This window comes from Enterobacter sp. 120016 (assembly GCF_018383635.1).
GTDB classification, from domain to species: domain Bacteria; phylum Pseudomonadota; class Gammaproteobacteria; order Enterobacterales; family Enterobacteriaceae; genus Enterobacter; species Enterobacter asburiae_D.
Genome location: NZ_JAHAWC010000005.1, coordinates 98,315 through 124,260, shown reverse-complemented (window position 1 = coordinate 124,260; position 25,946 = coordinate 98,315). Strand labels below are relative to the sequence as shown.

Here is a 25,946-nt window from a genome sequence, read left to right as displayed (position 1 = left end):
CCTGTGGGAGAGGGCTGGGGTGAGGGCAACAGGCTACTCCAGATCCGCCCCATTACTCGCAATCACCTTCTTATACCACCCGAACGATTTCTTGCGCTTGCGGTCCAGCGTGCCGTTTCCGGCGTCATCGCGGTCAACGTACACAAACCCGTAGCGCTTGCTCATCTCGCCCGTTGAGGCGGCCACCAGGTCGATACAGCCCCAGGTGGTGTAGCCCATCAACGGCACGCCGTCCTCAATCGCGTCGCCCATCGCGCGGATGTGCTCGCGCAGGTAGCTGATGCGGTAGTCGTCGTTGATTTCGCCGTTTTCATCAATAACGTCTTTCGCCCCGAGGCCGTTTTCCACCAGGAACAGCGGCTTCTGGTAGCGGTCGTACATCATGTTCATGGTGATGCGCAGGCCGAGCGGGTCGATGCCCCAGCCCCATTCGCTCACCTGAATGTGCGGGTTGCGCAGGGACTTCACGATATTCGCCGCGCTGGTATTGCCCGCGTTCATGTCCGCCGACGCGCAGCGCGAGGCGTAATAGCTGAACGAGACAAAGTCGACGGTGTTTTTCAGAAGTAGATCGTCGCCGGGATCTTTCACAATCACCACGCCTTTCTCGCGGAACACGCGGGCGGAGTAGGCCGGGTAGCTGCCGCGCGCCTGCACGTCGATAAAGAACAGGTTCTCGCGGTCTTTCTCCAGCGCCATCCACACGTCTTCCGGCTTGCAGGAGTACGGGTAGAAATTTCCCCCCGCCAGCATGCAGCCGACCTGGTTTTCCGGGTTCACCTCGTGGGCAATTTTGGTCGCCAGCGCGCTCGCTACCAGCTCGTGGTGCGCGGCCTGGTATTTCACCTGGTCTTCGTTTTCACCTTCCTCAAACACCAGCCCCGCGCCGGAGAACGGGCTGTGCAGCATGATGTTGATTTCGTTGAAGGTCAGCCAGTATTTCACCAGCCCGTTAAATTCTTCAAAGCAGGTGCGGGCGTAGCGGGCGAAGAAATCGACCATCTTGCGGTTGCGCCACGAGCCGTACTCCGTGACCAGGTGCATCGGCACGTCGAAGTGGCACAGGGTGACCAGCGGCTCAATGTTGTACTTTTTACACTCTTCGAACACCGCGCGGTAGAAGGCAATACCCTCTTTGTTTGGCAGCGGCTCGTCGCCGTTCGGGTAGAGGCGGCTCCAGGCAATCGAGGTGCGGAACACCGTAAAGCCCATCTCCGCCATCAGGGCGATGTCCTCTTTATAGCGATGGTAAAAATCAATCGCCTCGTGGCTTGGGTAGAACTCGTCGTCACGCAGCGAAAAACGCTTTTCCTTACCGAGCTTCACCGCCAGGCGATTCGCGCCGTGGGGGATCATATCGACCGTCGTCAGCCCTTTGCCGCCTTCACGGTAAGCGCCTTCACTCTGGTTGGCGGCAAGCGCGCCGCCCCATAAAAATCCTTGTGGAAAAACAGACATTCTTACCTCGCTTTCAATTTATGCTTGTGCTGCTTTGCTCTGTACCGGTGCGGTCTGCAGGGCGCGCGCTTTTTCGGCCTCGTCTTCGACCGGAATATCCTCAAAGCCGAGTATCAGGGTCAGAACAAACGATAGCACCACTGCCAGCCCCATCACGCCGAACACCCAGACGATGGTCATCGGGTTGGCTGGGTCGAAGAACTGCACGCTGGTGAACAGCCCCGGTGCCGCCATCGAGTGGCTGGCAAGTCCGGCCATGCCGGCGACCGCCCCGCAGATAAAGCCGCTGATCAGGCTCGCAATCAGCGGACGTTTCAGACGTACCGCCACGCCGTAAAGCGCCGGTTCAGAGATCCCCGCCATGATGGCGGAGGCCGCCGCCGCCAGCGCCGTCTGGCGCAGCTCCGGGTTTTTGGTTTTCCACGCCACCGCCAGCGACGAGCCGCCGAGCGACAGGTTGGCGCCGATTTCCGACGGCATCACCATCCCTTCCTTGCCCGTCTCGGCGATGGTCTGAATGATGGTCGGCGTAAACACGCGGTGCATCCCGGTCATGACCAGCAGCGGCCACAGCGCGCCCATGATGGCGACGGAGAGCCAGCCCAGATAGCCGTGAATGGTGTAAACCAGCGCGGAGATGGCGCTACCGATCCAGATCCCCAGCGGGCCAATCAGCACGATGGCGAGCGGGGCGGCAATCAGCACGATCAGCATCGGCTTGAGGAAGTTTTTGGTTACCGCCGGGGTGATGCGATCCACCCAGCGTTCGATGTACGACAGGCACCAGGTCATCACCAGCGCCGGGATCACCGTGTAGGTGTATTTCACCGCCGTCACCGGAATAAAGGCGAACTCAACGTGCTCGCCCTGGGCGGCTTTCGCCATCAGCTCGATAAAGCTCGGGTGGACCAGCACGCCCGCAATGGCGATGGCCAGCGACATGTTGGTTTTGAACTTCACCGCCGCCGAGGCCGCCACCATCAGCGGCAGGAAGAAGAACGCGCCGTCGCCGATGACGGTCAGAATAGTGAGCGTCGGCGCGCCCTTTGGCAGCACGCCGGTCATCTCGAGGATCATCGCCAGCAGCTTGACCATCGAGCCGCCGATGATCGCTGGGATCAGCGGGGACATGGTGCCGATCAGCGCGTCGAGGATCCCCGCGCCAATGCGGCGCAGGGTCAGTTTCTGCGGGCCTTCCGGTACGGCAGGCTGCAGGCTGGTTGGCAGCAGGCTCACCACTTCGCGGTACGCCTGTGAAACCGTGTTACCGATAATGACCTGGCACTGGTTGTCGTTGCGCACCACGCCGAGCACGCCGCTGATGCTTTTCAGGCGCGCAGCGTCGGCAAGGCTTTCGTCTTTCAGAACGAAACGCAGACGCGTCATGCAGTGGGTGACGGCGACAATGTTCTCTTTGCCGCCCAGCGCGCTGACAACGTCGTTCGCCAGCGCGGCGTAATTTTTGGCCATCGGATGTGATCCTGTTATCGTTGTGAGAAATGTAGGAAACCGGTTCCACATAATCATCATGAGTTTCTTTGAATGAAACAAGATCGCTTTTTGACCATTTTTTCGTTTCGTGATGCAGATCGCAATGGGGTGGCGAAAGCGTGATTTCACCGCTGCGACAATTTTTTTGCAGTGCAGTACACTGCGCTTCATCAGATTCAGACGGAATAACAACATGACCACGATGCTTGAAGTGGCGAAGCGGGCAGGCGTTTCGAAAGCCACGGTGTCCCGGGTGCTGTCGGGAAATGGCTACGTCAGCCAGGAGACCAAAGACCGGGTGTTTCAGGCCATTGAAGAGAGCGGCTATCGCCCGAATTTGCTGGCGAGAAACCTGGCAACCAAACGTACCCAGACGCTGGGGCTGGTGGTGACCAACACCCTTTATCACGGCGTCTACTTTAGCGAACTGCTGTTTCACGCCGCGCGCATGACGGAAGAGAAAGGGCGGCAGCTGATCCTCGCGGACGGCAAGCACAGCGCGGATGAAGAGCGCGAGGCGATCCAGTACCTGCTCGATATGCGCTGCGACGCGGTGATCATCTACCCGCGTTTCCTGAGCGTGGAAGAGATGGATGAGATCGTCGAGAAGTGCGAGCAGCCCATTATGGTGCTCAACCGCCGCCTGCGGAAAAACAGCAGCCACTGCGTCTGGTCCGATCATAAAGCCTCCAGCCAGGAGGCGGTGTCACAGCTGATTGCGAAAGGGCACCGGGAGATCGCGTTTATTACCGGCTCGCTGGATTCCCCCACCGGGGTTGAGCGTCTCTCCGGCTACCGGGACGCGCTGGCGCAGCACGGTATTCCGCTGCGCGAGGGGCTGATTGCGCAGGGGAAGTGGAACCCCGCCAGCGGCGCGGCGGCGGTGTCTGAACTGCTTGCTCGCGGCGAACGCTTTACGGCGCTGGTGGCGAGTAATGACGACATGGCAATCGGCGCTATGAAGCAGCTGCACGACAGCGGCGTGGCCGCGCCGGACGCGGTGTCGGTGATCGGTTTTGACGACGTGGCCATCGCGCCCTACATCGTGCCGTCGCTTTCCAGCGTGCGTATTCCGGTGACGGAGATGATCAAAGAAACCATCAGCCGCCTGATCTTCATGCTCGACGGCGGTGAGTTTAAATATCAGCAAACCTTTTCCGGCGAGCTTATCCTGCGCGACTCGGTTATTGACGGCCCGCACCGCTGATGTCGACAGCTGTCATCGTCATAAGTGACGATGACAGCGCCGCTGTGATATTTAAACTCATATAAAATCAATAAGTTAATTATTGGCACGGTTTATGAATATCTCCGGGCATAACAGTAATGCTGGAGAAGCAGATGAACCGTTTTATTATGGCCGATGCCAGTAAGTGTATTGGTTGCCGTACCTGTGAAGTGGCGTGCGTGGTTTCCCATCAGGCGGAGCAGGACTGCGCGTCGCTTACCCCTGACACATTCCTGCCGCGCATCCACGTCATCAAAGGCGTGAATATTTCTACCGCCGCCATCTGTCGCCAGTGCGAAGACGCACCCTGTGCGAACGTCTGCCCGAACGGGGCGATTAAACGCGAGAAAGGCTTTGTGCATGTCATGCAGGAGCGCTGCATTGGCTGTAAAACCTGCGTGGTCGCCTGCCCGTACGGCGCGATGGAGGTGGTTGTCCGTCCGGTAGTACGCAACAGCGGCATGGGGCTGAGCGTACGTGCGGACAAAGCCGAAGCCAACAAATGTGACCTGTGCTACCACCGCGATTCCGGCCCGGCCTGCATGGAAGCCTGCCCGACGCACGCGCTGGTCTGCGTGGATCGCGACAAGCTTGAGCAGATGAGCGCCGAAAAGCGCCGTCGTGCGGCGTTCGACACGTCGTCATCACTGCTGTTCTGATCCGCCATGAGCAGCAACGGTGTCCAGCTGCGCGTGCGCGGCAAAGTGCAGGGCGTAGGGTTTCGTCCCTTCGTCTGGCAGCTGGCGCAGGCGCTTCAGTTGACCGGTGACGTCTGCAATGACGGGAAGGGCGTGCTGGTGCGCCTCGCGGGTAATGGGGGGGCCTTTACCGCGAGGCTGCATCAGGACTGCCCACCGCTGGCACGCATCGACCACGTTGAAACGCAGCCGTTTACCTGGGCGCACCTGCCGGAGGACTTTACCATCCGCCACAGCGCGGGCGGGGCGATGGACACGCAGATTGTCCCCGATGCCGCGACCTGTCCGGCGTGTCTGGCTGAAATGCGCGACCCCGGCGAGCGCCGCTATCGCTACCCGTTTATCAACTGCACCCACTGCGGGCCGCGGTTTACCATTATCTGCGCCATGCCCTATGACCGTCCGGCCACGTCGATGGCCGCATTTCCCCTCTGCGTGCCGTGCGAGACGGAATACCGCAATCCTGCCGATCGACGTTTTCACGCCCAGCCGGTGGCCTGCCCGGACTGCGGGCCCGCGCTGGAATGGCGTTCGGGCGACGTTCTTGCCACCCGCGAAACGGCACTGCGTGCGGCGGTAGAGATGCTGAAAAGCGGCGGCATCGTTGCGGTTAAAGGGCTGGGCGGTTTCCACCTCGTCTGCGATGCGCAAAACCCGCAGGCGATACTGAAATTGCGGTCACGCAAGCAGCGCCCGTCAAAGCCGCTGGCGGTGATGATCCCGCAGGCGGATAAGCTGCCCGAGTCGATTCAGACGCTGCTCGGCTCACCCGCTGCACCCATCGTGCTCACGCCAAAAGCCTGGCTGCCTGACTTCCCTGAGGCTATCGCACCGGGTCTGGATAGCGTGGGCATCATGCTGCCCGCTAATCCGCTGCAGCATCTTCTGATGATGGACTGCCGACGACCGCTGGTGATGACCTCCGGCAACCTCAGCGGCAGGCCGCCTGCCATCAGTAATCAACAGGCGCTGGATGAACTGGGCAGCATTGCGGACGGCCTCCTGCTGCACAATCGCGATATTCTTCAACGGATGGACGATTCGGTGATGGATCGGGACGGGGCGATACTGCGCCGGGCGCGCGGTTTCGCGCCGGATGCCATCACGTTGCCTGCGGGTTTCGAGAATATCCCCGCCATGTTATGCACAGGCGCGGAGATGAAAAACACCTTCTGCCTGGTGCGTGGCAGCCAGGCGGTGCTGAGCCAGCATTTTGGCGATCTCGGTGACGAGGGTGTCGAAGCGCAGTGGCGCGGCGCGCTCTCGACGATGCAGGACATCTACGCCTTCCAGCCGGAGCGCGTGGTGTGCGATGCCCATCCGGGCTATCACACACAGCAATGGGCGCAGGCGCAGGGGCTGCCCGTTGAAACCGTGCTCCATCATCACGCCCACGCGACGGCGTGCCTGGCGGAGAACGGCTGGCCGCGCGAGGGCGGCGACGTTATCGCCCTGACGCTGGACGGGATCGGCATGGGCGAGAACGGTGCGCTGTGGGGCGGGGAGTGCCTGCGGGTGAACTATCTCGCGTGCGAGCGTCTGGGCGGGCTGCCTGCCGTTGCGCTGCCGGGCGGCGATCTGGCGGCGCGGCAGCCGTGGCGCAATTTGCTCGCCCACTGCCTGGCGTTTGTCCCTGACTGGCAGCAGTACCCGGAAACGCGCGCGGTACAGCGCCAGAACTGGCCGCTGCTGGCGACGGCGATCGGGCGCGGCATCAACGCGCCGCGTGCCTCGTCCTGTGGTCGCCTGTTTGATGCCGTCGCCTGCGCGCTCGGTATCGACGCGCAGTCCTGGGAGGGTGAAGCCGCCTGCAGGCTGGAAGCGCTGGCCTCGCAGTGCGCGGGCGTCGACCATCCGGTGACGCTCGACGCGGATAACCTCGCGCTTTTCTGGCAGCAGTGGCTGGCCTGGCAGGCGGAGCCGTGCGAGCGCGCGTGGGCGTTTCACGACGCGCTGGCTAAGGGGCTGGCGGAACTCGCCGCGTTCCATGCCCGACGCTTATCGCTGTCGACAATCTGCCTCAGCGGCGGCGTGTTGCACAACCGTCTGCTGCGCGCGCGCCTGCGTCATTATCTTTCTAACTTTACGCTTCTTTTTCCTTCGCACCTGCCCGCAGGTGACGGAGCGATCTCCTTCGGGCAGGCGGCGATCGCCGCCGCCCGGTCATGTTCACAAAGGATTTAAAATGTTACGACTCTTACGCAATGAACCTCGCGCCGCGCTTCTGCTGCTGGCTCTGGTAATGGCAAACCTGCTGGCCTGGGGATGGGCATGGCACGCCTTTAGCGGCAGCACGGCGCTGATGGCCGCCAGCCTGCTGGCGTGGTGCTACGGGCTGCGTCACGCGGTGGACGCCGATCACATTGCCGCCATTGATACCGTGACGCGTAAGATGATGCAGCAGGGCAAACGCCCGTCCGGCGTGGGGGCGTGGTTCTCGCTGGGGCACTCCACCATCGTAGTGCTGGCCTCCATTGCCATCGCCGCTACCGCGACGGCGTTTCAGAAAAACATGGAATGGTTCCACGAAACCGGCAGCCTGATTGGCACCGCCGTTTCCGCCACCTTCCTGCTGGCGATGGCGCTGGTGAACATGGTGATCCTGCGCGGCGTCTGGCGCAGCTTTCAGGCGCTGAAACACGGCAGGCCCGTGCAGGGCGACATCACGCTGCCTGCGCAGGGCGGCGTCATGAACTGGCTGTTTGGCAAAACCTTCCGCCTGGTGAATAAAAGCTGGCAGATGTACCTGGTTGGTTTCCTGTTTGGCCTCGGCTTTGACACGGCCACCGAGATTGGCGTGCTGGGGATCTCTGCCGCCAGCGCCTCCAGCGGGATGTCGGTGTGGTCAATCATGATCTTCCCGGCGCTCTTCGCCAGCGGCATGGCGCTGATGGATACCCTCGACAACCTGCTGATGGTCGGTGCCTACGGCTGGGCGTTTAACAAGCCGCAGCGCAAGCTCTACTACAACATGACCATCACCGGCACCTCCGTGGTTGTGGCGCTGTTTATCGGCGGGCTGGAAGCGCTGGGCCTGCTGATGGACAAGTTCGCCCTCAGCGGCGGCGTCTGGGATCTGATTGGCGCGGTCAACGACAACCTGGGCAACGCCGGGTTTGTGGTGGTCGGGCTGTTCGTTGCCTGCTGGCTGATCTCCATGGTCAACTACCGCTGGCGCGGCTACGACGCGCTGGTGGTGCGTTCCTGAGCCGACGGCAGCCAGGCGCGGGTAAAATCAAGCCAGCCGCTGGCGGTCAGCACAATGTCCTGCACGTTTTCCAGGGTGTTAAGACGATAGCGGTAGTGGAACAGCGGCGTGCAGGCGCCGCTTTCCAGCAGGTGCTGAAAGAAGGCGGGCAGGTGTTTTCGCAGGCTTTCTTCGCTTTCGCAATACGCCATCAGCGCCTGCTTCGCTTTTTGCCAGTCGGTCTGCCCCAGCGCGGTGGCCCACGCGGGCTCTTCGGTAAACCACTCTGCCAGCGCGAATTCCGCGGCTTCGCCTGCCAGATAATCCCCCAGTAAAATATCCCCCTGCGCCAGCGCGTCGGGGGCATGCCACGCCTCGCGGTCCTTCCGTTCAATGTTAACGCTACAGCCGCGCTTTTTCAGGCGCGTTTGCAGCATGCTGGCCAGATCGCACAGCCCCGGCGTGTCGTAACAGATCAGAGAAAGGGCCGCGGGGAGCGCCACGTCGGAGGCATCCGCAAACGCGGGCGTTGTGATGCCGGGCAGGATTTCCGTGCGGGTATCGACATCCTCCCGGCGAAGGTGCTGCTGGTTAATATGCTGAATTTCCTGACGCAGCCAGGCGGCCAGCGGGTGCGGCAGCCCGGCGTTCAGCATCAGCCAGGCAAACCCGCCGCTGGTGGAGGTGACGGACTCCCGGGCATTTTCGCCTTTACCCACGGTGATCCACGCCGATTTTTCCGCCTCGCTGCGGGTTCGCCAGAACTCAATCGCATGCAGCAGCGGGTGCGCCGCAAAGTACCAGGGCTGACGCTCAAGGCGCAGGTAGTGCGAGTGGTGATGGGCGATAGCAAAGGGACCCGCGCCGATAGTCGGCTGCTGCGGATGCGGCAGGCGACAGGCGTGATGCGCGAGACGATGCGCCAGCATGGCATCGGGCGCGTTCAGCGCAATCTCCAGACACCAGGGGGCGACAAGCGACACCGTTTTAACGTGCGCGAGCCCCGCGCCGCGCGCCGGATCGGCCAGCATCTGCTGCATCGCGCTGAGAACATCTTCATCGCTGATGGCCTGCCCGTTATGCCAGTGCGCGCCGCTGCGCAGGTAAAAGCGCCAGCGACGTTTATCGTCACGGGTATCCCAGTGGTGGGCTAAATCCGCTACCGGCTGCGGGTGGCCGGGCGCGTAGCGCGTCAGCCCCGCGTGAACCGCGCAGATAATATGCTGTTCGGCGCGGCGGCGCTGAAGGGCAGGATGCAGCGAGGTCAGCGGGCGATACCACGGAATGCGCAGCGTCGGCTGGTGCTTAAGCCATTTGCCGCCTAAAAACGGGGTGATGATGTGGTGCAGGCTGGCCGGATCGCCGTCGGCCAGCTGCAGCGCGCTCTGGTAATCCCCTTTCTCCAGGCAGGCGTGCATCAGCGGCGCGCTCAGCTCGCTGGTGGTGGTCAGGCAGTGCAGGGTAGCACGGTGTCCGCGCCCCGGCTGCGCGTCCCAGCTTAGCCAGCCGCTTTGCGCGAGCTGGCGCAGCAGTGTGCGCGCATGACGTTCGCTGCACAGCGCAACCTCCGCGACTTCTGCGATGGTCGTGGACGCAGGCGCTGCGCCGTAGTGCTGATAAAGCCGTTGATACTGACGGATTTTCTGAAGCTGGCGCATCGCGGCATACCGATGAAAAAGGGATGCTGAGAGTGTAGGATTTTTTTGCGGAAGAAAAAGTGCTGGTTTACGTAAAGTGTTCCGGTTTTTAGCCCGGCGGCGCTACGCTTGCGCGGGCCTACGGGCTTTGTAGGCTGGCTAAGCGTAGCGCCACCCGGCAATTACCGCTCAGGTTCACTGACCGGCATCATCAGCTCACGCAGACGCTCAATGCGCGCCTCCGGGCTCAAATAAAGCCAGCGAAATAAAATGTGTTCCGCATGCTTCGCTTCTTTGAAATAGCGAGAAAGATAATTGAGTTCTTTATGAAAAGTCGCCATGATTTGTCTCCGGCTGATTAATACCTTTTCAGACTAAGCCGGATGCGAATAATAAAACAGGGTGATGTTTTTAAGCTGTTCCGCATTTAAGTATTAATGGAAATAATAAATAAGGGATTGATAGCGATGATATACCTGCTTTGCATTTATTTGATGAATAGAATGCGTAAAAAAAAAGCCCCGGGACATCGGGGCGGTGGATAATTAAATCCAAAGGTTAAGTAAGCGTGGCCGTGCTGTAGGCCGGGTAAGCAAAGCGCCACCCGGCAAAACGAGGGTTAAGCAGGTAACAATTTCAGCAGCGCGAAAGCCTCCTTCATCCGGTCTTCACTGACGACAAAGGCGCGTAGCTGACCCTCATTATCGGCACCGCGCGCGACCATTCCCTGCGGTTCGAGGGTAATTTGCCAGTTCAGATCCTGACGCTGCGTTTCACCGGCAAGATGCAGCGGTAATTCCGGCGTTTTGACTTTAATCAGCATGGCGGGTAATTTCAGCGGCGCGCTGCCGCCGAGCAGGTTTTTCGCCAGATACATCGCGCTTAATTGAATCGGCTGTAAAAAGGGCAGCACCTGACCGTTAATTTCCGCGCAATCGCCTAACGCGTAAATATCGGGCTGGCTGGTTTGCAGATAGCTATTTACCTTCACGCCGCGGCCTGTTTCAGCGCCTGCGCGATGCGCCAGCGCGGTTTCCGGGCGCAGGCCCGTCGCCGCGATAACCGCATCCACTTCAACGCCGCGGCTGCGGTCGAGCGTGGCACGAATGCCGCCTTCGGTTTTGCTCAGACTCAGTAGCTGCGATTTGAGCAGCAGATGCACCCCCATGTCGGTCAGACGATGCTGTAAGCGACTGCTTACTTCTGCGGGCATCAGCGACGACAGAATGCTCGCCGCGTGGTCAACCAGGGTGACGGATTTGCCCGCCCGGCAGAAATCCATCGCCAGCTCGGTGCCTATCAGCCCGCCGCCGACAATCATCACGCGCTGCGCGTCGCGAAGCGCCGTTTCGCTGGCCTGGTACTCCTGCTGGCTGTTGAGGGTGAGCATCAGCTCGCGGCCCTCAATCGGCGGTACGAACGCAGAGGCACCCGTGGCGAGCACCAGCCTGTCGTACTGCCAGGTCTTCTCTTTTGCTTTCACCACGCGGGCGGCGGCATCGATGTCGGTGACCCAGGTGTACGGGAACAGGCGCAGGTTAAACTGCTCTGCGAACTCCCCCGCCGTCTGGCGGGTGAGGTCTTCGGCGCGCTGATTCTGGCTAATGACGTGGCTTAGATCGGGCTTGTTGTACTCGTCCATGCTGTCGGCGGCAATCACCGTCAGCGGCACGCTGGCATCCTGCTTGCGGATGTTTTTCACCAGCTGGCGGGCGGCAAAGCCCGAGCCGATGATGACGATACCGTTGCTCATTTTGCCTCCGTACTCAGTTCGTCAAAGACGTCTTTTCCGAGGGAACATTCCGGGCAAAGGAAGTTGTCCGGCACGTCGCGCCACGGCGTGCCCGGAGCAACATCCTGCAGCGGTTCGCCCAGCTCAGGATCGTAAATCCACTGGCAGACGCTGCACTGCATGCGCGGGCCGAGATCGGCGGCTGCCGCGGCGGCACAGGCGCAGGCTTCCTGCTGTTCGGATGGTTGTGCCGCTTGCGGAAGGGGGGCGAGCGCCCACTGACGGGCAATGTCGCGACCGTGCTGGCGGCAGATCTCCAGGGCGTCGATATCCGGACGCCATTTCGCCTTCAGGCTCAGGGACATCTCAAAGCCTGCATCCTGCAGGCGGGTGGAGAGACGGTCTACCGCGCCGCCGCTCCAGCCGTGGGAGCCAAAGGCGCTGGCGCGCTTGTTGCGAAAACGCAGGCCGGTCATCTCTTCTACCAGACCGGCAATTTTCGGCATCATCACGTTGTTCATGGTGGAGGTGCCCACCAGCACGCCCTTGGAGCGGAAGACGTTGGTCAATACCTCGTTCTTGTCGCTGCGCGCCACGTTGAAGATTTTCACCGCCACGTTCGGGTCAACTTCGTTGATGCCCTGGGCAATCGCGTCCGCCATCATGCGGGTGTTGTTGGACATGGTGTCGTAGAAAATAGTGATGCGGTCTTCCTGATAGTCCGCCGCCCACTTCAGGTACAGCTCCACAATCTGGGTTGGGTTCTCACGCCATACCACGCCGTGGGAGGTGGCAATCATGTCCACCGGCAGGTTGAAGCCGAGGATCTCGGTGATTTTTGGCGTCACCAGGCGGCTGAACGGGGTCAGGATGTTGGCGTAGTAGCGCTGGCACTGCTCGAAGAGTTCGGTCTGGTCCACTTCGTCGTTGAACAGGCGCTCGTCGCAGTAGTGCTGGCCGAAGGCGTCGTTGCTGAACAGCACCGCGTCGCCGGTCATGTAGGTCATCATGCTGTCCGGCCAGTGCAGCATCGGGGTTTCCACAAAGATCAGCTGCTTGCCGTTGCCGATATCCAGCGCGTCGCCGGTTTTCACGGTGTGGAAGTTCCACTCCGGATGGTGGTGGTGGCCGTTGATCGAGTCGATGGCGTTGGTGGTGCAGTAGATAGGCGTGTTCGGAATGTAAGACATCAGCTCGGTCAGCGCACCGGCGTGATCTTCTTCCGCGTGGTTGATGATGATGTAGTCGATGGCGTCCAGGTCGATTTCACTGCGCAGGTTCTGCACGAACTCGCGGCTGAACTTGTGATCGACCGTATCGATCAGCACGTTTTTTCCTTCGCGGATGAGATAGCTGTTGTAGCTGCTACCGCGCAGCGTTTTGTATTCCGTCCCGTGGAAATCGCGCACTTCCCAGTCACGTTGACCGACCCAATGAATGTTATTTTTAACCAGAATAGACATAGCAACCTCTACGTAATACAGCATTTTCAAATAAGATGATTTGCTTATATCAAGTTGCGTGCCAACTTTTAATTTGTTGATTTTAATTAATTAATATTTTTATGATCCGTAATGGGTAGTCATTTTGACTATCAAAAAAAGTGTCAATATGACAACATGCATTGTCAAAATGACAGCGAGGTCAATATGAGCTTTTCCGTAGACGTGCTGGCGAAGATCGCCATTGAGCTGCAGACCGGTATCGGCCATCAGGACCGCTTTCAGCGCCTGATCTCCACGCTGCGCCACGTGCTGGCGTGCGACGCCTCGGCGCTGCTGCGCTACGAGGGGCGGCAGTTTATTCCGCTGGCTATCGACGGGCTGGCGAAGGACGTGCTCGGGCGGCGTTTTACCCTTGAGGGCCATCCGCGTCTGGAAACCATCGCCCGCGCGGGTGACGTGGTGCGTTTCCCGGCGGACAGCGACTTGCCCGACCCGTACGACGGGCTGATTCCCGGACAGGAGAGCCTGAAGGTGCATGCCTGTATCGGCCTGCCGCTGTTTGCCGGACAAAATCTGATTGGCGCACTGACCCTCGACGGCCTGTCGCCGGACCAGTTCGACACCTTTAGCGACGAAGAGCTGCGCCTGATTACCGCCCTGGCCGCCGGGGCGCTGAACAATGCCCTGCTGATTGAACAGCTGGAGAGCCAGAACATTCTTCCCGGCAGCCCGGCGGCGTTTGAGCAGGTAACGCACACGGAGATGATCGGCCTTTCTCCGGGTATGGCGCAGCTCAAAAAAGAGATTGAGATTGTTGCCGCCTCAGATTTAAACGTGCTGATCTTCGGGGAAACTGGCACCGGTAAGGAGCTGGTTGCGAAGTCCATTCACGAAGCCTCGCCGCGCGCGGTGAACCCGCTGGTGTACCTCAACTGCGCCGCGCTGCCGGAAAGCGTGGCGGAAAGCGAGCTGTTTGGTCACGTTAAGGGAGCGTTTACCGGGGCCATCAGCAACCGCAGCGGCAAGTTCGAAATGGCCGATAACGGCACGCTGTTTCTGGATGAAATCGGCGAGCTCTCCCTGTCGCTGCAGGCCAAGCTGCTGCGCGTGCTGCAGTACGGCGACATCCAGCGCGTGGGGGATGACCGCAGTCACAGAGTGGACGTTCGCGTGCTGGCGGCTACCAACCGCGACCTGCGTGAAGCGGTGCTGGCGGGGCAGTTCCGCGCCGACCTGTTTCATCGCCTGAGCGTGTTCCCGCTTACCGTGCCGCCGCTGCGCGATCGCGGGGACGACGTGGTGCTGCTTGCGGGCTTTTTCTGCGAGCAGTGCCGCCTCAGGATGGGGCTTTCCCGCGTGGTGCTGAGCCCGGGGGCACGGTCGCATCTGATGAGCTACGGCTGGCCGGGCAACGTGCGCGAGCTGGAGCACGCGATTCACCGCGCGGTGGTGCTGGCGCGGGCGACGCGTTCGGGTGACGAAGTGGTGATCCACGCCCGGCATTTTGCGCTCCAGGATGAAAGCGCACCGGCTGTTGCGCAGGCTGCGCCAGAGATAGCGAATGAAAATCTGCGTGAAGCCACGGAGGCGTTTCAGCGTCAGAGGATTACCCGCGCGCTGGAGCAGAATAACCGCAGCTGGGCGGCGTGCGCCCGTGCGCTGGAGATGGACGTCGCCAACCTGCACAGGCTGGCGAAGCGTCTGGGACTGAAGGGTTAGATAATTCCGGCCTGATAGAAGTCCTGCAGGTTGATGGCGCCGCACAGCCTGCCGGCATCATCCACCACCGGTGCGGCGGTGATTTTGCGCTTCATCAGCACCTCTTTGGCTTCAATGGCGCGGCTTTCGGCGTTGAGCGTCAGCCCGCCTTTGGTCATGGCGTCCGACACGTTTGTTTCCAGCCTGCCGCCGCCCACCAGCCAGCGGCGCAGGTCGCCGTCGGTGAACACGCCCTTGACGCTCCCGTTGTCATCGCACACCGCAACCAGCCCCAGACCGGTGCGGCTCAGCTCCAGCATCGCGTCCATGACGCTGGTATCGAGTTTGACCTGCGGAATGGCATCGTCGGTGCGCATAAGATGGTGCACTTTATTCAGCAGGCGTGCGCCGAGCGCACCCGCCGGATGCGAACGGGCGAAATCCTCTTCGTTAAAGCCGCGCGCCTGCATCACCGCCATTGCCAGCGCGTCGCCCATCATCAGCGTGTTAACGGTGCTGGAGGTCGGGGCGAGGTGCATCGGACAGGCTTCACGCTCAACGGAAATATCCAGCGTCGCTTTGGCGGCCAGCGCCAGCGGCGAGCGGGATTTGCCGGTCATCGCCAGCAGGGCGACCGATTTTTCCTGCAGGCGCGGAATAATCAGGTCCAGCTCTTTGGCCGAACCGGAGTATGAGATAAACAGCATCACGTCGCGGCTTTCAATCATCCCCAGATCGCCATGCAGCGCCTCTGCCGGATGCACGAAGAACGCCGGGGTGCCGGTGCTGGCGAGCGTCGCGGCAATCTTTTTGCCGATATGGCCGGATTTACCGATGCCCGCCACGATCACTTTGCCTTCGCAGTGGATAATGGTGTTGGCGGCGCGGACAAAATCTTCGCCCAGACGTTCCGGCAGGCGGCTGGCTTCCTGCAGTTCCAGCATCAGCGTCTGGCGGCCCGTTTCTAACAGAAAATCACTCATCTCTTTCTCCGGTTACGATCACGTCGATTCCTTTCTCTTCCAGCGCTTTCTTGAACGCCGGATCGATACCCGCGTCGGTAATCAGCTTATCAACGCTTTCAAGGCTACAGACAATGTTGGGGCTTTTGCGGCCAAACTTCGACGAGTCTGCCATCAAAATCACTTCCCGCGCGGCGTTGCACATCGCTTTACTGACGCTGAACACCTCGTTGAACGTCGTAACGCCCGCGTTCAGGTCGATGCCGTCGGTGCCCATAAACAGTTTATCAAAGCTGAAGTGCTCGAAGGCATTTTCCGCCAGCTGGCCGTGAAACGACGCCGATTTTTTGCGGAAGGTGCCGCCGGGCATCAGGATGGTCTGCTCGCTGTCGAACTCCGACAGGGCGTTGACGATGTGCAGGCTGTTGGTCATCACCGTGATGTTGTTAAAGCGGCTGAGCAGCGGGATCATCTGCAGGACGGTACTGCCTGCATCCAGAATGATGGAATCGCCATCGTGGATAAATTTTACGGCGGCTTCGGCAATCAGCGCTTTCTGGTGGGTATTGATCAGCGTTTTGTGATCGATAGGCGGGTCGGCTTCGTCTTTATTGAGCACCACGCCGCCGTAGGTTCGAATGACGGCGCCAGAATTTTCGAGCAATACCAGGTCCTTGCGTATTGTCGTGCCGGTGGTGTCAAAGTAGTGGGCCAAATCCTCTACCGAACATTTTCCCTGCTTTTGCAGATGTTCGAGAATGGCCGCCTGCCGCTGACGAGGTTTCATAGGCGCTTCGTTCCTTAGGTTGCGAAATGATAATTTCGCAAGTCTATAGCTTTCACAACGAAATTATCCATGTTTCAGATTAAGCGCTAATGATAGTGCATTCTGACAGAGTGGATCATGGGGAAAGATCACATCAGGCCGTAATTCCTGCAGCGAAATGCCGTTGATTGCCTGGATTTTCACCGGACGGGCGAAGACGGTCATGCCGCGCATGATCAGGGAATCGCACACCTGGTCGTGCTCGTCCAGCGCAACGGCGACGACCACGCGCGGTTTGAAGCGTCCGCCGGAACGCCCGACCCCGACGCGACCTTTCTGGCACAGGGCATCAAACGCGCGGTTAAACTGGTGGATCTGCCAGCCGCCAAACGCCATCTGGCACAGCCAGGCGAGGGCGGCGACGGTGATGAGTGCGGTTACCATATCGACTCCTTGTTTTGTTCCCTCTCCCGGTGGGAGAGGGTTAGGGTGAGGGCATCAGGCCGCTCGATCAGAACATGACCTGCCCACCGGTCACGTTGATCGACTGCCCGGTGCAGTACGAGGCTTTCGGGCTGGCGTAAAACAGCAGCATGTTCAGCACGTCCTGATAATCGCACCCGCGCTTCAGCGGCACTTTATCGATGTAGTACTGCTCCACTTCCTCAGCCTTTATGCCGAGCTTGGTGGCATACTGCGGCAGCAGGGACTGGAACATCGGCGATTTCAGCAGGTTGCCCAGCATCAGCGAGTGAACGGTAATGCCGTACTCGGCCAGATCCAGCGCCAGAGACTGCGTCAGCCCCACGCCGCCAAACTTCGCCGCGCTGTAGCCGGAGTTATGCTTGCTGCCCACTTTCCCTGATTTAGAGTTGATCTGAATGATGCGCCCCTGAATGCCGTCGCGGATCATCAGACGGGAAAACTCGCGGGCGCAGAGGAAATAGCCCACCAGATTCACCTGCAGCGAACGGTCAAAATCCCCCAGTTCGAAATCGCTGATAAAGGCCGCTTTCGCAATCCCCGCGCTGTAGACCAGCAGGTCGGTACGCCCAAAAATCTCGTCCACGCCGCGGGCCAGCGCCATCACGCTCTGCTCGCTGGTGGCGTCGGCACCAAACCCGTACGCCGTCCCTTCACCAAACTCGGTGTTGAGGGTGTCCGCCACGCGGGCGGCTTTTTCACTCTGAATGTCCACTACCGCCACGCGGTAACCCTCTGCGGCAAGCCCACGGCAGAGGAACTCGCCTAAGGTTTGTCCCCCACCAATGACAACGGCAACCTGACTCATGTGTTTCTCCTTAATTACGCAACAAATTTTAACGTGCAGCCTGGGGTGATAGCCTGCGGAACCGGGCCCGCCACGTGAACCGTGCCGGGATACTCGGCCTGCGGCTGGCCGTCGAAACGCAGGGTGATGTGGCCCAGCTCGCGCAGGTTTTGCTCGGCCACGTCGCCGACGGCGGTCACGGCATAGCTCGCCTCGCCCAGCTCCAGCTGGCTTCCTGCCTTCAGCTCGCCCTTCAGCTCGCCGTGGCAGTGGATAAAACAAAACTCTTCGATATCCGCCGGGGCGCCTTCGCGGAAGGTGATCAGCATCTGGTCGCTCAGCGCGTCGGCCGCGCTCTGGCCGATGCGGGTAATGGTGGTCTGGTAAATGACGGTCATCGCAGGAACCTCTTATTGATAAATAAAGCCGGAGACAAACCAGGCAATCAGCACCGTCGGCGCGCCCGTCAGAAAGCGGCTGACCAGCACCGACGGCACGCCCACCCGCACGGTGTCCTGGCGCGCTTCGGCCAGCGACAGCCCAACGGGGATGAAATCGCACGCCGCCTGGGCGTTAATGGCAAACAGGGCGGGCAGGGCGAGGTGCGGGGGAATGTTCCCCAGACCAATCTGCACGCCAATCAGCACGCCGATGACCTGGGCAATCACCGCGCCCGGGCCGAGGAACGGCGACAGCAGCGGGAAGGAGCAGATCAGCGCCAGCGTCACCAGCCCGAGCGGGTGGCTGGCGAGCGGGGCGAGGCCGTGGGCAATCCAGTCGCCCAGGCCGGACGCCATGATGATACCGATCAGCGCCGAGACGAACGCCATAAACGGCAGGATAGTTTTCAGCACCGTGTCGATGGTGTCGCGTCCGGACTGGAACAGCACCGCCACGGCGGAACCCATGCCCATCCCGACCTTCGCCAGCAGGCCGTCGCTCTGCTCGGTGATTTTCTTGCTGGTGTCGTACTCGCGCGGGGCCGCTTTTTGCGGCGCGGGAGTCCCATTCACCAGCGTGATGTTGTCCTCCTTCACGCCTGAGACATAAATGTCCTCAAGGATGTACTGCGCCAGCGGGCCGGATTTTCCGGTGGAGTGAATATTCACCGTCGGAATGCGGCGCTTCGGATAGATGCCGCAGCGCAGCGTGCCGCCGCAGTCGATCACCGCCACGCCGATTTCCGCTTCCGGCGGCTCGCCTTCCTTGAAGCCGTCGACCGCTTCCCAGCCGGTCAGCTCGCGCAGCCTGTCGACGATCGCCGGGCGCGTCCCTGCGGTGATGTAGACGATCTTTTTGCCTTCGGTGGCGTCGAACTCCAGCGGGCCGCCCCAGCCGCCCGCGCCTTTCTCAATGCGGATCCGGTTCATGCTGTGGCTCCTGAAAGATGGACTTTCTGTTCAAGCTGGATGCCCATTTTTTTCTCAAAAATGGCGGTGGTGAGGTCGGTCACCCAGCCGCGGAAGAAGTTGGTGACCAGGCCGACCAGCAGATAGCTCACCGCCAGCGGGCCGAGCGGCAGGCCAAGGGTGGTGAGGCCGCTGGCGATCCCGAGATAGACAAACAGTTCGCCGGGGTTGATGTGCGGGAACAGGCCGTTCATCGAATGGCAGCTGTAGGAGGCGGCGGCGTAGTAGCTCGGCTTGTACTTTTCCGGCATGAAGCGACCGAGGCTTAAGGTCATCGGGTTACAGAACACGAAGGTACCGATGAACGGCAGTACCAGGTAGCGGGACAGCGGATTCCCGGCACAGCGCTGGGCGAAGCGTTCAATGCGCTGCTGGCCGATAAAGTTGATCAGCGCGTTCATGATCACCAGCAGGCTGATCAGCAGGGGCAGGATCCCGGTCACCATGCCGGTGAACACTTCTCCGCCTTTCTGAAACAGCCCGATGAACCACTCGGCGCCGTGGGTGATGGTTTCTATCATTCTTCTCTCCTGTGGGGCTTTTTTGTTTTTGTCTGACTGGGCTAATAATAATCACTTTGAAAGGTTTTAAAGTGTTAGTTAGATCTCACAATGAAAGAAAAATGGATTATTTTGAAAGTTTATTGATGAGGTGAATGATTTTCGGTGGAAAAAAGCGCGGATTTGCGTGGGGGAGGTGCGTACCGCTTCCTTGAGGTGTTGCGGATGCTTTACCATACTGGGTTCTTATCGAACCCGTTAAATGGATGTCTCATGTTCAAGCGTCGTTATGCAGCGCTGTTGCCTGCGCTTATTCTGCTGTCTGCCTGTAGTAGCAAACCTAAGACCGAAGCCGTTCAGCAAACGGCAGGCGCGCCTTCCGGAGGATTCCTGCTGGAGCCGCAGCACAATATGATGCAGATGGGCGGCGACTTCGCGAATAACCCGGCGGCCGAGCAGTTCATCGATAAAATGGTGAGCAAACACGGCTTTGACAGACAGCAGCTGCACGAAATTTTGTCTCAGGCAAAACGTCTGGACTACGTGCTGCGCCTGATGGACCGTCAGGCGCCGACGGCCCAGGTGCCGAGCGGGCCGAACGGCGCGTGGCTGCGCTACCGCAAACAGTTTATTACCCCGGACAACGTGCAAAACGGCGTGGTGTTCTGGAATCAGTACGAAGATGCGCTCAACCGCGCGTGGCAGGTGTACGGCGTACCGCCTGAAATCATCGTCGGGATTATCGGCGTGGAAACCCGCTGGGGCCGCGTGATGGGTAAAACCCGCATCCTGGACGCGCTGGCGACGCTCTCCTTTAACTACCCGCGCCGCGCGGAGTATTTCTCTTCCGAGCTGGAAACCTTCCTGCTGATGGCGCGCAGCGAGCAGGACGATCCGCTCGATCTGAAAGGGTCGTTTGCCGGCGCGATGGGCTACGGCCAGTTTATGCCGTCCTCCTATAAGCAATATGCCGTCGACTTTAACGGTGATGGTCACATCAACCTGTGGGATCCGGTGGATGCCATCGGCAGCGTGGCGAACTACTTCAAAGCGCACGGCTGGACGCCGGGTGGGCAAGTTGCGGTGCAGGCAAACGGCGAGGCGTTTGGTCTGGAAAACGGCTTCAAAACCAAATACAGCGTCGCACAGCTGACGGCGGCAGGCTTAACGCCAACCCAGCCGCTGGGCAATGTCGATCAGGTGAGTCTGCTGCGTCTGGATGTGGGAACCGGTTATCAGTACTGGTACGGCATGCCGAACTTCTACACCATCACCCGCTATAACCACAGCACCCACTATGCGATGGCGGTGTGGCAGCTGGGGCTGGCGGTGTCGCAGGCGCGCGTTCCGGCGGCGTCACCGTTTAGTCAGTAAGCCGCTCCGACGGGTAGGCCGGGTAAGGCAACGCCGCTACCCGGCATGGCTGCACGCAAGGTGCGGCCTGATGCCCTCTCCCACGGGAGAGGGAAATTCCGCAGAAACATTTCGCCACACTCCCTTTTCAAACCCGCCATTTACATCTTATCCGCCTTTCATTATTGTTATGTTATAACATTTAATGCGGTGTCGACATGTCAACGTCCCTTTTTTCTCTGTCTGCTCTGGTTCGGCTTTTGCTGGCGCTGGTGCTGGTTGTCTTTATCGGGCTGGCCGTGCGCTGGGCGGTGGCATTGCCATGATTGTGATGAATGAACTGGTTGCGGGTTATGAACGCCAGCCCGTTACGCGGCCCCTCTCGGGCACCATTGAACGCGGAAGCATGACCGCCATTATCGGCGCTAACGGCTGCGGGAAATCCACGCTGCTAAAAACGCTGGCGGGGTTTATTCCTCCCGTCAGCGGCGGCTTCCGCTGGCAGGGTAAGCGTCCGGTAATCGGCTGGCTGGCACAGCGTCACGCGCTGGAGGCGCAGTTTCCGCTGACCGTACAGGACGTGGTAAGCATGGGCTGCTGGCCGGGCATTTCGCTTTTTTCCGGGTTTCGTCGCGAAACGCGGCTGCGCATTGCCAGCGCGCTTGAGCGCGTTGGGCTTGAGTCCATGGCGTTATCCACCATCGATGAACTCTCCGGCGGTCAGTTTCAGCGCATGCTCTTTGCCCGCGTCCTGGTGCAGCAGGCGCCGCTGGTGATGCTGGATGAACCCTTTACCGGGGTCGATGAAGCCACCTGCAGCGTGCTGATGGATTTGATGCTGGAGATGTATATGCAGGGGCAAACGCTGCTCGCGGTACTGCACGACAGCGAGCGCGTGTCGCGCCATTTCCCGCAGACGTTACGGCTGGATGCTGACGTCCCCCAGTGGAAAACCGAGCGGGTGAGGGTGGCATGATCTGGCATCTCTTTTTTCAGCCGTTTATTGAGTACGGCTTTATGCGTCGCGCGCTGGTGGTTTGCCTGGCGCTCTCCGTCAGCACTACCGCGCTCGGTGTGTTTCTTCAGTTGCGTCGGATGAGCCTGATGGGCGACGCCCTTTCTCACGCCATTTTGCCGGGTGTCGCCGTGGGGTATTTGCTCAGCGGGATGTCGCTGCTGGCGATGAGTATTGGCGGTTTTATCGCGGGAATTACCGTGGCGCTGCTGGCCGGACTGGTCAGTCGACGCACGCCGCTGAAAGAAGATGCGAGCTTTGCCGGGTTTTATCTTGGCTCGCTGGCGCTGGGGGTCACGCTGGTGTCGCTGCGCGGGTCAAATGTCGATCTGCTGCATCTGCTGTTTGGCTCCATCCTCGCCGTGGACAACGACGCCGCGCTGTTTGTCACGGGCGTTTGTATGTTCACCCTTATTACGCTGGCGCTGTTTTATCGCGGGCTGGTTACAGAAGCGTTTGATACCGCCTGGCTCCAGGTGAACGCCCGCTGGCTGCCTGGCCTGCTGCACGGACTGTTTCTGGCGCTGCTGGTGCTTAACCTGGTGGCCGGTTTTCAGGTGCTCGGCACGCTGATGGCCGTCGGACTGATGATGCTTCCGGCCGTGGCGGCACGCTGCTGGGTGCGCACGTTACCTGCCTTACTCCTGATGGCGGGTATCAGCGGTATTTTCTGCGCATGGCTGGGGTTGAGCCTCTCCTGGGCGATGAGTCTACCGGCCGGGCCATCCATCGTGCTCACCGCCAGCGCGCTGTTCTTTATTTCCATTTTACTGGGTACGCGAAGCAGGCTCGCTGGCAGCCTGCGCGCGCTTTTTTAACGCAAGGGGAAACGATGAAACGTACAGGATTTGTAGTGGCGCTCGCGCTGGGGATGATGTCGCACGGCGTGATGGCGAAAACGCTGAATGTGGTCACCAGCTTTTCGATACTGGGGGATATCACGCAGGAGGTAGGCGGCGACCATGTGAAGGTGACGACGCTGGTCGGGCCGGACGGCGATCCGCATACCTTCGAACCGTCGCCGAAAGACAGCGCGGCCCTGAGCAAGGCTGATGTGGTGGTGGTGAACGGCCTGGGGCTGGAAGGCTGGCTTGACCGTCTGGTAAAAGCCTCCGGATTTAAGGGGCAGCTGGTGGTGGCTTCAGCCGGGGTGAAAACCCACACCCTGGAAGAGGACGGCAAAACCGTCACCGATCCGCACGCGTGGAACAGCGCGGCGAACGGGGCGCGCTATGCACAAAATATCCTGAACGGGCTGGTGAAAGCCGATCCGGATGATAAAGCCGCGCTGGAAGCCTCCGGTAAACCGTATATCGCGCAGCTTAGCCAGCTGGATAACTGGGCCAAAACGCGCTTTAGCCAGATCCCGCCGGCGAAGCGTAAAGTGCTGACCAGCCATGACGCTTTCGGCTATTTCAGCCGCGCCTACGGCGTGACGTTCATGGCGCCGCAGGGGCTGTCGTCTGAGAGCGAAGCCAGCGCGGCGCAGGTCGCTGAGATTATCAATCAGATTAAAGCCGACGGCGTGAAAACCTGGTTTATGGAAAATCAGCTCGATCCGCGTCTGGTTAAGCAGATTGCGTCGGCGACGGGCGCGCAGCCTGGGGGCGAGCTTTACCCCGAAGCGCTGTCGGCAAAAGGTGGGGCGGCAGACACCTACGTTAAGGCGTTTCGCCACAATGTGAACACCCTCGCTGAGAGCATGAAATAACCTTTCCACCGCCGGTGCGTCCGTACCGGCTTTTTTCTGAAGCCCCCTCGTAAAACCTGAAGTGCATCCCCACATCTGACGAGAAAGTGCTATCTTGTGCTGCACGTTTTTCTGATGCCTGGAGCGAGAATGACTGACCATGAATTGATGCAGCTTAGCGAGATCGTTGGCCTTGCACTGAAGCAGCGTGGCGCGACAATCACCACTGCGGAATCCTGTACCGGCGGCTGGGTGGCGAAAGCGATTACCGATATTGCCGGCAGTTCCGCCTGGTTTGAACGCGGTTTTGTGACCTACAGTAACGAAGCTAAAGCACAGATGATTGGCGTGCGCGAATCCACGCTTGAACAGCATGGCGCGGTCAGCGAACCGGTGGTGATAGAGATGGCCATTGGCGCGCTCAAAGAGGCGCGCGCAGATTACGCGATTTCCATTAGCGGCATTGCGGGCCCGGACGGCGGCAGCGACGTGAAGCCTGTCGGCACCGTCTGGTTTGGGTTCGCCACCTCCAAAGGGGAAGGGATCACCCGCCGGGAGTGCTTCAGCGGCGATCGCGAAAGCGTGCGTCGTCAGGCAACCGTTTATGCGTTAAAAACGCTCTGGCAACAATTTCTACAAAATACTTGATACTGTATGACCATACAGTATAATTGCACCAACAGAACAGAAATCCACGGTGAAGCACAGTCGCTTCTCCCGGCATGACAGGAGTAATAATGGCTATCGACGAAAACAAACAGAAAGCGTTGGCGGCAGCACTGGGCCAGATCGAAAAGCAATTCGGTAAAGGCTCCATCATGCGCCTGGGTGAAGACCGTTCCATGGATGTGGAAACCATCTCCACCGGTTCGCTTTCTCTGGATATCGCGCTGGGCGCTGGCGGTCTGCCTATGGGCCGTATCGTAGAAATCTACGGGCCAGAGTCCTCCGGTAAAACCACCCTGACGCTGCAGGTGATTGCCGCGGCACAGCGCGAAGGTAAAACCTGTGCGTTTATCGATGCCGAGCATGCGCTGGACCCTGTTTATGCCCGCAAGCTGGGCGTGGATATCGACAACCTGCTGTGTTCTCAGCCGGACACCGGTGAGCAGGCGCTGGAAATTTGTGACGCGCTGGCGCGTTCTGGTGCCGTTGACGTTATCGTGGTCGACTCCGTTGCCGCACTGACGCCAAAAGCCGAAATCGAAGGCGAAATCGGTGACTCTCACATGGGCCTCGCGGCACGTATGATGAGCCAGGCGATGCGTAAGCTGGCCGGTAACCTGAAGCAGTCCAACACGCTGCTGATCTTCATCAACCAGATCCGTATGAAAATTGGTGTGATGTTCGGTAACCCGGAAACCACTACCGGTGGTAACGCACTGAAATTCTACGCCTCTGTCCGTCTGGATATCCGCCGTATCGGCGCGGTGAAAGAGGGCGAGAACGTGGTGGGTAGCGAGACCCGCGTGAAGGTTGTGAAGAACAAAATCGCCGCGCCGTTCAAACAGGCTGAGTTCCAGATCCTCTACGGCGAAGGGATCAACTTCCTCGGCGAGCTGGTTGACCTGGGCGTGAAAGAGAAGCTGATTGAAAAAGCGGGCGCCTGGTACAGCTACAACGGTGACAAGATTGGTCAGGGTAAAGCGAACGCGATCTCCTGGCTGAAAGAGAACCCGGCTGCGGCGAAAGAGATTGAGAAGAAGGTGCGTGAGCTTCTGCTGAACAACCAGGACTCCAAACCTGATTTCGTGGTGGATGCCGCGGATGCTGAAGAAACTAACGAAGACTTTTAATTCTTTCGTTTAAAAATGAAGGGCTGCTGATGCGGCCCTTTTTGCATTTCTGAATCAGCAGGTTTTTTTATGAGTGAACCGACAACACGTCGACCCGCGTATGCACGCTTACTGGACCGCGCGGTGCGCATCCTGGCAGTGCGTGACCACAGTGAACAGGAGCTGCGGCGAAAACTGTCGGCTCCGGTGATGAGTAAAAACGGGCCGGAAGAGATTGATGCCACCGCGGAAGATTATGACCGCGTGATCGCCTGGTGCTATGAGCATCACTATCTCGATGACGAACGTTTTGCCTCACGCTTTCTCGCCAGCCGCGGCCGCAAAGGATATGGGCCCGCGCGCATCCGGCAGGAGCTGAACCAGAAAGGGGTGGCCCGGGAATCCATCGAAAAAGCGATGCGCGAATGCGATATTGACTGGTGCGAGCTAGCCAGAGAACAGGCGATACGTAAATACGGCGAACCGCTGCCGCGTGAATTTTCAGAAAAAGTCAAAATCCAGCGCTTTTTGCTCTACCGCGGCTTTCTGATGGAAGATATTCAGGATATCTGGCGTAATTTTGCCGATTGAACGCATGCGGGATTTTACTTCCCACCCAAGAAAACTTATCT

At 59.8% G+C, this 25,946-nt stretch carries 25 protein-coding genes; 12 read left to right on the top strand and 13 right to left on the bottom strand.

Going from position 1 to position 25,946, the window contains the following annotated elements:
• Positions 1-33 precede the first annotated feature (33 nt).
• A complete protein-coding gene (locus KIF87_RS09945; protein WP_213328635.1) occupies positions 34-1,458 on the bottom strand; it encodes a 6-phospho-beta-glucosidase in 1,425 nt (474 codons plus the stop codon).
• Between the two features lie 18 nt (positions 1,459-1,476).
• Positions 1,477-2,928 (bottom strand): PTS cellobiose/arbutin/salicin transporter subunit IIBC, encoded by a 1,452-nt coding sequence (gene ascF / locus KIF87_RS09940; RefSeq protein ID WP_213328634.1) that lies wholly within the window; start codon positions 2,926-2,928, stop codon positions 1,477-1,479.
• 214 nt (positions 2,929-3,142) lie between these two features.
• Here ascF and KIF87_RS09935 point away from each other — a divergent pair, with 214 nt between their 5' ends.
• From KIF87_RS09935 to KIF87_RS09920, 4 genes are all read left to right on the top strand, one after another.
• On the top strand, positions 3,143-4,156 hold the full coding sequence (locus KIF87_RS09935) for a LacI family DNA-binding transcriptional regulator (RefSeq protein WP_202761451.1): 1,014 nt from the start codon (positions 3,143-3,145) through the stop codon (positions 4,154-4,156).
• Between the two features lie 134 nt (positions 4,157-4,290).
• The gene (gene hydN, locus KIF87_RS09930; RefSeq protein ID WP_211449708.1) at positions 4,291-4,836 is read left to right on the top strand and encodes an electron transport protein HydN; all 546 of its coding nucleotides are present in this window, start codon (positions 4,291-4,293) and stop codon (positions 4,834-4,836) included.
• A 6-nt stretch (positions 4,837-4,842) separates the two neighbouring features.
• Positions 4,843-7,059: a carbamoyltransferase HypF gene (hypF, locus tag KIF87_RS09925; RefSeq protein WP_213328633.1), complete on the top strand. Its 2,217-nt coding sequence runs from the start codon at positions 4,843-4,845 to the stop codon at positions 7,057-7,059.
• Between the two features lies 1 nt (position 7,060).
• Positions 7,061-8,083 (top strand): HoxN/HupN/NixA family nickel/cobalt transporter, encoded by a 1,023-nt coding sequence (locus KIF87_RS09920; protein WP_213328632.1) that lies wholly within the window; start codon positions 7,061-7,063, stop codon positions 8,081-8,083.
• Here the strand turns inward: KIF87_RS09920 and KIF87_RS09915 are convergent.
• The 4 genes from KIF87_RS09915 to norV all read right to left on the bottom strand — a co-directional run bounded on the left by KIF87_RS09915 (position 8,056) and on the right by norV (position 12,894).
• Positions 8,056-9,720 (bottom strand): SgrR family transcriptional regulator, encoded by a 1,665-nt coding sequence (locus tag KIF87_RS09915; RefSeq protein ID WP_213328631.1) that lies wholly within the window; start codon positions 9,718-9,720, stop codon positions 8,056-8,058. The two genes, KIF87_RS09920 and KIF87_RS09915, sit on opposite strands and share 28 nt — an antisense overlap.
• 161 nt (positions 9,721-9,881) lie before the next feature.
• Positions 9,882-10,040 carry a hypothetical protein gene (locus tag KIF87_RS09910; protein WP_183078912.1) on the bottom strand — a complete coding sequence of 53 codons (159 nt, stop codon included), beginning with the start codon at positions 10,038-10,040 and terminating at the stop codon, positions 9,882-9,884.
• A 278-nt stretch (positions 10,041-10,318) separates the two neighbouring features.
• Positions 10,319-11,452 carry an NADH:flavorubredoxin reductase NorW gene (gene norW, locus KIF87_RS09905; RefSeq protein ID WP_213328630.1) on the bottom strand — a complete coding sequence of 378 codons (1,134 nt, stop codon included), beginning with the start codon at positions 11,450-11,452 and terminating at the stop codon, positions 10,319-10,321.
• Positions 11,449-12,894 (bottom strand): anaerobic nitric oxide reductase flavorubredoxin, encoded by a 1,446-nt coding sequence (norV, locus tag KIF87_RS09900; RefSeq protein ID WP_213328629.1) that lies wholly within the window; start codon positions 12,892-12,894, stop codon positions 11,449-11,451. The genes norW and norV overlap by 4 nt, the downstream gene beginning before the upstream one ends.
• Before the next feature lie 186 nt (positions 12,895-13,080).
• Between norV and norR the strand changes: the two genes are divergently transcribed.
• Positions 13,081-14,595: a nitric oxide reductase transcriptional regulator NorR gene (norR, locus tag KIF87_RS09895; protein ID WP_213328628.1), complete on the top strand. Its 1,515-nt coding sequence runs from the start codon at positions 13,081-13,083 to the stop codon at positions 14,593-14,595.
• Here the strand turns inward: norR and gutQ are convergent.
• The 7 genes from gutQ to srlA form a co-directional block, all read right to left on the bottom strand.
• Positions 14,592-15,557, bottom strand: a complete 966-nt coding sequence (gene gutQ, locus KIF87_RS09890) for an arabinose-5-phosphate isomerase GutQ (RefSeq protein ID WP_029742068.1) — start codon at positions 15,555-15,557, stop codon at positions 14,592-14,594. The genes norR and gutQ overlap by 4 nt on opposite strands.
• Positions 15,550-16,323 carry a glucitol operon DNA-binding transcriptional repressor SrlR gene (gene srlR / locus KIF87_RS09885; RefSeq protein ID WP_032660362.1) on the bottom strand — a complete coding sequence of 258 codons (774 nt, stop codon included), beginning with the start codon at positions 16,321-16,323 and terminating at the stop codon, positions 15,550-15,552. The genes gutQ and srlR overlap by 8 nt, the downstream gene beginning before the upstream one ends.
• 63 nt (positions 16,324-16,386) lie before the next feature.
• Complete coding sequence (gutM, locus tag KIF87_RS09880; protein ID WP_032660364.1) at positions 16,387-16,746, bottom strand: transcriptional regulator GutM; 360 nt, start codon at positions 16,744-16,746, stop codon at positions 16,387-16,389.
• A gap of 67 nt (positions 16,747-16,813) precedes the next feature.
• A complete protein-coding gene (srlD, locus tag KIF87_RS09875) occupies positions 16,814-17,593 on the bottom strand; it encodes a sorbitol-6-phosphate dehydrogenase (RefSeq protein ID WP_029742071.1) in 780 nt (259 codons plus the stop codon).
• A gap of 14 nt (positions 17,594-17,607) precedes the next feature.
• Positions 17,608-17,970: a PTS glucitol/sorbitol transporter subunit IIA gene (gene srlB, locus KIF87_RS09870; RefSeq protein ID WP_213328627.1), complete on the bottom strand. Its 363-nt coding sequence runs from the start codon at positions 17,968-17,970 to the stop codon at positions 17,608-17,610.
• A gap of 12 nt (positions 17,971-17,982) precedes the next feature.
• The gene (gene srlE, locus KIF87_RS09865) at positions 17,983-18,942 is read right to left on the bottom strand and encodes a PTS glucitol/sorbitol transporter subunit IIB (protein WP_213328626.1); all 960 of its coding nucleotides are present in this window, start codon (positions 18,940-18,942) and stop codon (positions 17,983-17,985) included.
• The gene (gene srlA / locus KIF87_RS09860) at positions 18,939-19,502 is read right to left on the bottom strand and encodes a PTS glucitol/sorbitol transporter subunit IIC (RefSeq protein WP_023333189.1); all 564 of its coding nucleotides are present in this window, start codon (positions 19,500-19,502) and stop codon (positions 18,939-18,941) included. The genes srlE and srlA overlap by 4 nt, the downstream gene beginning before the upstream one ends.
• A gap of 252 nt (positions 19,503-19,754) precedes the next feature.
• Between srlA and mltB the strand changes: the two genes are divergently transcribed.
• The 7 genes from mltB (at position 19,755) to recX (ending at position 25,905) form a co-directional block, all read left to right on the top strand.
• On the top strand, positions 19,755-20,855 hold the full coding sequence (mltB, locus tag KIF87_RS09855; protein WP_173651697.1) for a lytic murein transglycosylase B: 1,101 nt from the start codon (positions 19,755-19,757) through the stop codon (positions 20,853-20,855).
• 301 nt (positions 20,856-21,156) lie between these two features.
• A complete protein-coding gene (locus KIF87_RS09850) occupies positions 21,157-21,810 on the top strand; it encodes a metal ABC transporter ATP-binding protein (RefSeq protein WP_045355803.1) in 654 nt (217 codons plus the stop codon).
• Positions 21,807-22,667, top strand: coding sequence for a metal ABC transporter permease (locus KIF87_RS09845; RefSeq protein ID WP_032660373.1), 861 nt, complete (start codon positions 21,807-21,809; stop codon positions 22,665-22,667). Before KIF87_RS09850 ends, KIF87_RS09845 begins: the two co-directional genes overlap by 4 nt.
• A 14-nt stretch (positions 22,668-22,681) precedes the next feature.
• Complete coding sequence (locus KIF87_RS09840) at positions 22,682-23,560, top strand: metal ABC transporter substrate-binding protein (RefSeq protein WP_213328625.1); 879 nt, start codon at positions 22,682-22,684, stop codon at positions 23,558-23,560.
• A 129-nt stretch (positions 23,561-23,689) separates the two neighbouring features.
• Positions 23,690-24,187, top strand: a complete 498-nt coding sequence (pncC, locus tag KIF87_RS09835) for a nicotinamide-nucleotide amidase (RefSeq protein WP_023308944.1) — start codon at positions 23,690-23,692, stop codon at positions 24,185-24,187.
• Between the two features lie 89 nt (positions 24,188-24,276).
• Positions 24,277-25,335: a recombinase RecA gene (gene recA, locus KIF87_RS09830; RefSeq protein WP_023308943.1), complete on the top strand. Its 1,059-nt coding sequence runs from the start codon at positions 24,277-24,279 to the stop codon at positions 25,333-25,335.
• 69 nt (positions 25,336-25,404) lie between these two features.
• Positions 25,405-25,905, top strand: coding sequence for a recombination regulator RecX (recX, locus tag KIF87_RS09825; protein ID WP_213328624.1), 501 nt, complete (start codon positions 25,405-25,407; stop codon positions 25,903-25,905).
• Positions 25,906-25,946 lie beyond the last annotated feature (41 nt).